Annotated in this window: 4 protein-coding genes; 1 reads left to right on the top strand and 3 read right to left on the bottom strand. The window is 44.3% G+C overall.

The window, feature by feature from the left end:
• Positions 1-1,074, top strand: a 1,074-nt coding sequence (locus AB4238_RS05685) for an ISAs1 family transposase (protein WP_372032137.1), incomplete at its 5' end; no start/stop codon positions are given.
• A 23-nt stretch (positions 1,075-1,097) separates the two neighbouring features.
• Here the strand turns inward: AB4238_RS05685 and AB4238_RS05680 are convergent.
• From AB4238_RS05680 to AB4238_RS05670, 3 genes are all read right to left on the bottom strand, one after another.
• Entirely contained in the window at positions 1,098-1,391 is a 294-nt protein-coding gene (locus tag AB4238_RS05680) for a hypothetical protein (RefSeq protein WP_372032135.1), read from the bottom strand.
• Between the two features lie 254 nt (positions 1,392-1,645).
• Entirely contained in the window at positions 1,646-2,869 is a 1,224-nt protein-coding gene (locus AB4238_RS05675; protein WP_372032133.1) for a DUF1552 domain-containing protein, read from the bottom strand.
• A gap of 1 nt (position 2,870) precedes the next feature.
• A complete protein-coding gene (locus tag AB4238_RS05670; RefSeq protein ID WP_372032131.1) occupies positions 2,871-7,916 on the bottom strand; it encodes a PKD domain-containing protein in 5,046 nt (1,681 codons plus the stop codon).
• Positions 7,917-8,730 lie beyond the last annotated feature (814 nt).

Here is an 8,730-nt window from a genome sequence, read left to right as displayed (position 1 = left end):
CGCCAAGGTGCGAAGATCACCTATTGCCTTTTTGAGGTTTTGTTTGGCTCATTATGCTCGGTGATAGCTGGAGCCAAAGGGTGGTTCGATATTCGCGAATACATTCTTGGACACCATGACTGGTTTAAGCGCAATGGTCTATTTTTAAATGGCATCCCTGCTGATGACACTATTGCCCGCATCATATCAACCATTGAGCCCGAGCAGTTTCAGCAATGCTTCATTAATTGGATGTCCTCAATTCATACGCTGACCAAAGGCCAAGTGATTGCGATTGACGGTAAAACGCTTCGTGGCTCCTACAACCGTGAAGATAGAGCCAGTACTATCCACATGATCAGTGCCTACGCCTCATCGAACAAACTCGTGTTGGGGCAGCTAAAGACCGAGCAAAAAAGTAATGAAATTACGGCGATCCCCGAGCTAATAAAAATGCTCGACATAAAGGGGGCATTGGTGACCATTGATGCGATGGCTTGTCAGACCAAGATAGCCAAAGTCATTGTCGACAAGGGCGGAGACTACTTGCTTGTGGTCAAAAGTAATCAAGGAAAGCTTCGTAAAGCAGTAGAAAAAGCGTTTGCAAAAGAGCGAGCAAACATGCCCGATATTATCGCTTTTGAAGAAGGTCATGGGCGTATCGAGTCACGTCAGTGTTATGTGTTTGGAAGCGATAAGCTTGAGGGTAACTTCACTCGTTGGGCTGGACTCAAAAGCATAGTGATGGTTGAAAAGTTCTGCCAGGAAAAGGGAAAGAAACTCGATTTAGAGTACCGTTACTACATCAGCTCAAAGGAGCTGACCGCCGAGCAAGCCGCTAGTGCGGTTAGAGAGCATTGGGGCATTGAATCGATGCATTGGGTGCTTGATGTAAGTATGAATGAAGATGCGTGTCAGATATACAAGGATCATGGTGCAGAAAACCTAGCGTGCTTACGGCATATGAGTCTGAATATGCTTCAAGAAGAGTCAACTAAACTCAGTATCGTTGGAAAACAAAAACGGTGTATGATGAATACATCAATGCTGGAGGCTGTGTTGAGTGCAGGTTCTAACGGTGTGCTTGAAAACTAGTCACTCATGCGGTCACCCTGATTTTACAATGTCGCTTGAATGCTGCTTATGTATTTAATTTTATTTTTAGCTCGATAATGGCCTTTGTCACTTTTGTCAAATGCGTTGGTTTTTTTATTGCTCTTAAACTCACCAAGTTGCTGCGCGACTTTAGGATGCTTTTGCTCGCCAAAATAAAAATCAACGCCGCCACCAATGGCTGATGAGATTTTGTCAACGGCCATGGCTTCTGCAACCGAGTAATCAGCAATATCATCTCGTGCCATACTATGACTCGAAAACACCATTAAACTTAACAATAATATCGATTTTTTCATCATTCACTCCATAATTTAAGTCGAAATATCCATCAATATGGGCGATGACATTAATGTGCAGTACTGTGCACCGCCATCAATAGCCCGTTTTCAAGGCATTAACATAACGGGCGATAGTCAAGATAGCAATATTGATGACACTGAATGCTGTTTGTCAACGGGATTGGCGCTAAAGGAGGAGAGAAAGCCACCTCGGCTGAGGCCAATAAGCCCAAGCCGAGATGACAGGCGTGTATTTCGCCTGCAGTTAAATGTTAAGCGTTAAACAATTGCGCTAATGGTGGGTTTTGGTAAGGTGTATTTACACCATATGCATTGGCATAGGCTTTTAATACTTGCCCTATTGGCCCTACATTTTCGATTAAATGTCCATTGGGTTTTGTGTTTAACGCAGTATTTTTACCGCCGATTAACAACACAGGTAGATCTCTTGAGCTGTGCGCTTGTCCATCATCCATCTCTGATGTCACCATAATAATAGTGTTATCAAACATGTTACCGTTATCATCAGGCTGAAGTTTCAGCATATCGATTAAGCGTGTGACCTTGCTTAAATACCACTGCCGATGATTAATGTAGATCTCTTTTAGCCCTTGTGAACCATAGTGTGATGCATCATGTGGAACAGTTTGACTCACCTTTTCAACCACTTTTGAGTCGTTTGAGGTCCCAAGTTGCAGCGACACGACTTTAGTTTTTTCACATGATAACGCTAACACCGCATTGGCAACTTGTAGGTCCGCGCGTTTATCACGGCCACTACTGGTGCTGCCGAAAATACCAGTCGAGCATTGCCCAGAGCCATTTGAAGCATTGGTTAGCTCTTGCTCAACTTCGGTTGTTACACTTGAAAACGTCGACGTTTTTTGTGTTTCTACACCATTAACTTGCGATCTTAGCAGTTCGATATCTGGAATAGCATTAGACAGTAACGCCAGTTTACGTGCTTCAATAGAAGGGCCCGTTGACTCCTGTCCACCAAACAGTTCATTAAAAATGGACTGTGGATTGTCTTCATGGGTTAAGCCTGCACCACTCACACTTCGGCTAGTCACTAGGCCGCCATGGCCCCAGTAATTGGTGTCGACTCCAAGGCGAACAGCCCGTTTTGGCATACCTGCAGCAAAGGCGTTTTCAAAGTGAACATCAAGCGAGCCTTGACCACTTCTTTCTTGCCATACGCCGTTGTAACCGCCGTGGCCGGATCCTCCTTCGCTCTCACAACCCGACAAGAAGACAATGTTGTCTTTATATTGTGCTAAGCCTTGAGTACAAAGGTTCATTTCTAACCCATTGTCGCCCATGCTTGGGTGCCAAGTGCCTCTGGGATAACCATCAGAGAAGTTAATAAAAATAAACTTAGGGGCGTTATGTGTGGCTGCACTTGCCTGTAAAGAAACGCCTGATAACGCAGTTGCCACGCCGCATGACAGTGCTGTTTTAATAAAATCTCGACGGCTTTGTTGATTAAGGCTCATCTTACTCCCCTCTTGCTAAAATCGTTTGAGAGCTTAGTACTTCTGAAACGAATTGCTTAATGTTGTCAAAGTCTTGGTACTGTTGGTAAACCGGTACCAGTTCCGCTTCGCTACGGCCCAGCGCATACGTAATGTAATTTTTTACAAAAGTGAGGCGGGCGTCGTGACTGTCGCCAATGTAGGTTGATAGCGCTTTTAGATCGCTAAAGTCGGTGTTTTTGTTATCGACACCCACAAGAGTCCCTTCGGTATCTAATGCAACACTGCCATATTGTGTACCGTCTAACGCAATGTAGTTTTCAGTACTTCTGTAACGCCCTGTTTTATCTAGCACATCATAGGCGAAGCCAATGTCGTTCATCTTTTGGTGACACGCCCAACACTCAGTACTTGGGCCAGTCGCTTGGGTCCAAAAGTCTTTGGTTGAATGATCACCTACAATCCCTTCAGGTGCCTTGCCTGATGCCAATGATTGGTCCCAACCGAGTAGTGAACGCTGCACCATACGACCGCGTGGGATCAATCGAGTTTTGTTTTCGATACTGTATGCAACGGCAACAGCGCCGAGACTCAATAGACCAACACTGCGATTATGCGGTATCGCGGCGGCGGTTAAGCTGTCACCATAGTGACCTTCAAAACCGTAGTGGTTGGCCAGTGCTGCATTTACAAAGGTCGTGTCTGAGGTGAGTAAGTCTTTATAGGTGCCTTTGTCTTCACTAAATACTGTGTCAGCAATATAAGCTTGAAACTCTTGTAGCATTTGCTGACCTAACTCTTTGGTTAGCGCGCCACGCTCAACCGTGACTCGGTCTTCATCAAACTCAAGCGTTTCCATAATGAATTTAGCAAACTGCTTTTGTGCTTTATCATCATTTAGCATCCGTGAAATGGCGTTTGATACGGCACTTTCGCTGCTCAGTTCACCTGCTTTTGCTTGCTGCCAAAGGTTATCATCCGGCGCGGTGCCCCACAGTGAATAAGCAAGTAGTGTGGCGATTTCGTATTGATCGAGTTGAAAGTCACCGTCATCATTGAGACTACCGAGTTCACGACGGTATAAAAACTGAGGCGAAACCAACATCATTGACAAGCTTCGCGCCATGTCTGTTGCTGGGTAACGCTGCAGCTCTTCTGCCGTCAGTGGACGATGAAATAACTTTTCAGCCGTGCGAGTGTACCAATCTGTCACACATGTTTTGTCTGTGGCTAAGTAAGGACCAAGATGTTGCCATGGTCGGCTGGTACCGACATTACTGCTGTTTGGCGCAGCGCTGATCTGCCAGCGAGCTTGGTACAATTGCCCTTGATACGATACCCGATCTCCACCATTAAAGGTCGATCCGTTTGTCCAAGGCGTGACATTATCATCCTCTGCCACAGTACAACGGCTCGCACTGGCTAGATCGAAGTTATCTTCTACACGTATTGCCGCATTCAAGTAGCTATTGAGTCGCTCATGAGTCAAAAAACCCATACTTGCAGGGTTGCCGTAGAGCGAACCATTCACTTCTTTAGCGTCTAAAGGTAAGGCTGTTTTATCCAGCTCTACAGCCAGCAAGTCTTTGACGGTATTTGCGTATTCGTTACGAGTCAGTAACCTCAGTTGACGTTGACCTTTCACATCAACACCAGGGCGCTGAAGCTTATCTGCCCATAGCTCATTGCTCAGGTATTGGTTGATGGTCTCTTGACAGTTAAGATCACATGCCGCACCGTAATTATTCACCATCGTAGCTAACTTTTCGGTGAGGTAGTTAGGATCGAGCAGGTAAGCCTCAACAAAAGACTGACTTGGACCGTTTTTAAGATCTGGCGCAAATCCACCATGACAGCTCGAACAAACACTCGTATAAACCGATTCAAAATACGCTTCATCAGTCGCAAAGTTGCTGTACGCCCAGTTAAAATTAATAGGCTGCGTAGCGACGACTGATAACGAGGCTTTTTTCGGTGTCGGGATAGCTGAACGAGTAAAAGGTAAGTCAATACTGTAACGACCTACAGGCAAAATTAATGCTTTTGTCTCGCCCCATGCTAAGTCATGTGTGATCACCTCGTCTGCATCTTTATTGACAAAACGTAATGTCACTGTCGCCTCTGCACCATCAGGTTGAGCCGGTACAGTCAGGTTTACAATGCCGCTGTTTTCATCAATTTCAGCACGGTAATCCCAGCGAGCAATCGCACTGTCGTTATTGTCAGACAGCTCAAATAGCATCACCGATTCAGACGGTTTTAGCTCGCCAATCGAGTCAACACTTAATGAATAAAAACCATAGCCCAAACCTGAGATCTGATGCTCAGCGCCGTCAAGTGCGATAAGTAAAGGACGACTCACCCCCGTAGTACGGTTAGTTAGTTCTGCTTTAGCAATAACGCCATTTTCTGTCACAGCACCTTTAGCAGGCTGTAAACGAATGGTGCCAATATCGGCTTGTGCATTGTATTTAACACGATAAATGGTGTTCACGGCATCGTCAGATACCAGTAAGCTATTATCGGGTAATACAAAAAATTCAACCGGTTTACCAATAACACCTCGGTCTGTTTTCCAGCCCGTGATCAACGCGCGGTCGAAAACAGCCTGACCTTCGCGATTAACTGTTACTTGGCGAACTTCGTAACCTGGACGGCCACCAGCATAACCTGGACCATGAGTGGCGTAGACAAATGAGCGTTGATCTTGCGCGTTAGTAGCACCTGTAGGATCCCAGAAAGTTAAGCCCAGCGCTGCCGTGCTCGCTTCTGTTTCAAGCGCAGGGGCTTGATAAAGTGACGGGTCAATATCACTAATTTTGATATCACTGTAAATCGCATTATCAGGGAGGTAATCAAAGCGTCCAAGGTTAGCCGGCGATCCAGCCTCTTGCTCAGGAGTGATCCCGATTTGCGTGGCACCAGATAAGTAAGGAAAACCAAAATGTGGCTGAGTATTGGCTTCAATATCAGCGGCATTGATTTTATTTAGCTCGCCGGGGTAATACTCGCTGCGACCATCGGTGTTTTGACGGTTGTTATCCGTAAACCAGATATCGCCAGTTTGTGGATCCCAATCGAATCCAACACTGTTACGCACGCCTTTAGCGATAATCGTTTTAGCGCCAGTATCAACATCAATTTTGACAATCGTGCCATAGTACGGCTCTTCAGGGATCACACATACATTACATGGCGAACCAATCGCCATGTAAAGCGCACTATCATTTGGGTCTTGTGTATTAAACTTAATCGGGTGCTTTTGATGCCAGTATTTACCCGCAAGATCCAGTGGGAAATAAGTATCACCTGCAGGTAATGTGACTAAATGTTCAATCGCATCGTCATCACCAAAGTGGTTAATCACATCCTCAATTTTGTAAAGCACCGTTGAGGTTGAGAAATATAAATCGCCCTCACGATAAGCGACGCCATGAGGCTCTAGAAGGTTATCGGCAACCACTATCGGTTGGCCAAGTTCACCGGTCTGATAGTCATATTCAAGAGCGTAAATTTTATTACCGCGTGCATTATCTTCTGGGAAAATACTGGACGAGCCCACAAATAAATAGCCATCACCCCAGACCAATTGGCGAGCTTGGAAAAGGCCATCAATGACTTTAGTCACTTCAAGCCCTTCAATTGTCGACAGTTCTGCAACATCAATGGCCGCTTTGATCCGCAATGAGGTCGCATGGGTTTGTGAGGCTTCAATCACCACACGCTGCGTTGAGTTAATCGCTTGGTATGTATCTTCAAATGCCACATGCATACTGTATTGACCAACAGGAATGTCAGTCAAAGTGGCATCGGCGCGATCAAATTGCTGTGTGAGCGCATTGCCTGTGGCAAGATCGGTCAACACCACGCTATAGCGAGTATCGCCGTTAAAGCCTTCAAGATTGAGCTCTACAGTACCGATTTGGATTTCAGGTTCCAACTGCTTATGAGCAAGTACGCTAACCGTATCGGTTGCAGTCAATTGACCATCACTGACCGTGACTTCAAATTGATAAGTCGTTGCTTGCTCCAAGGCTGCAATCGAAACGCTTGCCGTTACTGAGTTCGCTTGATTTAACACCAGCGTAGGCCCTGATATTTGTGCCCATTGATAGCGCAGTACATCACCATCAACATCGCGCGAACCTGCAGCGGATAACAACACATTATCGATAGGCGACTGCACACTTTGATCGTTGCCCGCGTCTGCTATCGGTGCGTTATTTATCACGTTTTTTAACGCGTTAATTTGCACTGTATCTGTTGCGCTGATCTCACCATCGCTCACTGTCACTTGAAATGAATAGACAGTATCGTCAGACAACTCTGGCAGCTCAAACTCTGTTACCGCAGTATTTATCTCGCGTAACGTGACTGCAGGGCCGCTGACTTGGCTCCAGATGTAACTTAAGTTATCGCCATCAGGATCACTTGAAGCTGATGCATTCAAAACAACTTTTTTAATGTTTGGCTCAATAACTTGATCATGACCAGCGTTAGCCACTGGCGACTGATTAACCATCGTTTTCAGTGCGTTAACAACCACCGTATCGGTGTCAGTTGCTTGGCCATCGCTCACGGTCAACTCAAAAGAGTACGCTGTATCTTCCAGTAATTCAGGCACTTCAAATTGAGTCATGGCGGCAGTCGGGCTAACTAATGTCACCGCTGGGCCGCTTGTTTGGCTCCAAGCGTAAGTCAGGCTATCTCCCTGTGCGTCTGTTGAGCCAGAGGCATTTAACACCACACTGAGCATCGGCGATTGAACCTGCTGGTCATTACCCGCGTTAGCAACAGGAGCTGTATTCTCACCCGTATTTTTACACTCATTGGAGTCGAGTAACGGCAACCATGGTGCTATCCCCCAATTAAGATCCGTAGTTGTTAGTGGTGCATCCGCATAAGGCACGTTATAACTGCCAGCCCACCATTTGGCTTTATAGTGCGTTTGCATATGACAAACTTCACTACCGCCAGAATAATTTTTAGGCTGCCAGTTATCAGCAGCAATAAGCGGAAAGCTAGTAAACATTGCGCCCAATAAGTATATATGAGTATGCTTTCTCAAAGTTACCTCTCTTAATTTAATAGAATCTGTTAGATAAGTTCGATTTGTTAATCGAGTTTTATAATCCAACTTAAACTCCAATGTTGACCACACCAATCAATTATGACTGCGCAAATTGAGTGCGGTTTGGTAATGAATATATTTAAAATTAAAAACGCTAATCAATCACTGCTATAGATATGTATCCTAATTAAAAACTGGTGAAGTTATTTGGGGTGACGGTTTATGGCTTGGTGCGCTTGTATTTTAAGTGTTTATAATCAATGTGTTACTGGTTTTAGTTGTTGAGGGTACACTTCATCGATATTATTCGTTACATTGTTCACTTACAATAAAATGACGCTGTCATATAATTGACTCTTTTATAGGTCAACTAAATCTATTTAAAATGAAAATTAACAATCGCAAGCTATTATTATAGTGCTGTTAATACCATTTAAAACATGTGTGTTATCTATGTTGTCGATAAAGTATATTAATATAAATAAAAAGGCAATGAGTTTTGATTTAATGTTAATCATATGATTGATAAGTCAAATTAATGACAGTTATAGAGTATGAGAAAGTTTATTAATACAATGCATGCAGACAGCATCTTTGACGGTATTTCAATTAAAGTAGATTGTTTAAGTGACAAAAAATAGTCTCTTAAATTATTTTTAAGTTAGTACCAAGCTACAGAGTATTTAAGCGTAAATATTGAACGGTTGTTATTTTACACATGAGTAAATTTCAATTTAATATTAAGGTATGTGCTAACTTTTCAATGAACACAACGCCTGACTCTTCTACACGAATCTGTACCACAATGAAC

It is taken from the genome of Shewanella sp. 10N.286.45.A1, from assembly GCF_041470405.1.
Lineage (GTDB): Bacteria > Pseudomonadota > Gammaproteobacteria > Enterobacterales > Shewanellaceae > Shewanella.
Note: the sequence above shows the minus strand (reverse complement) of the source record. Positions and strands in the feature narration are given on the sequence as shown.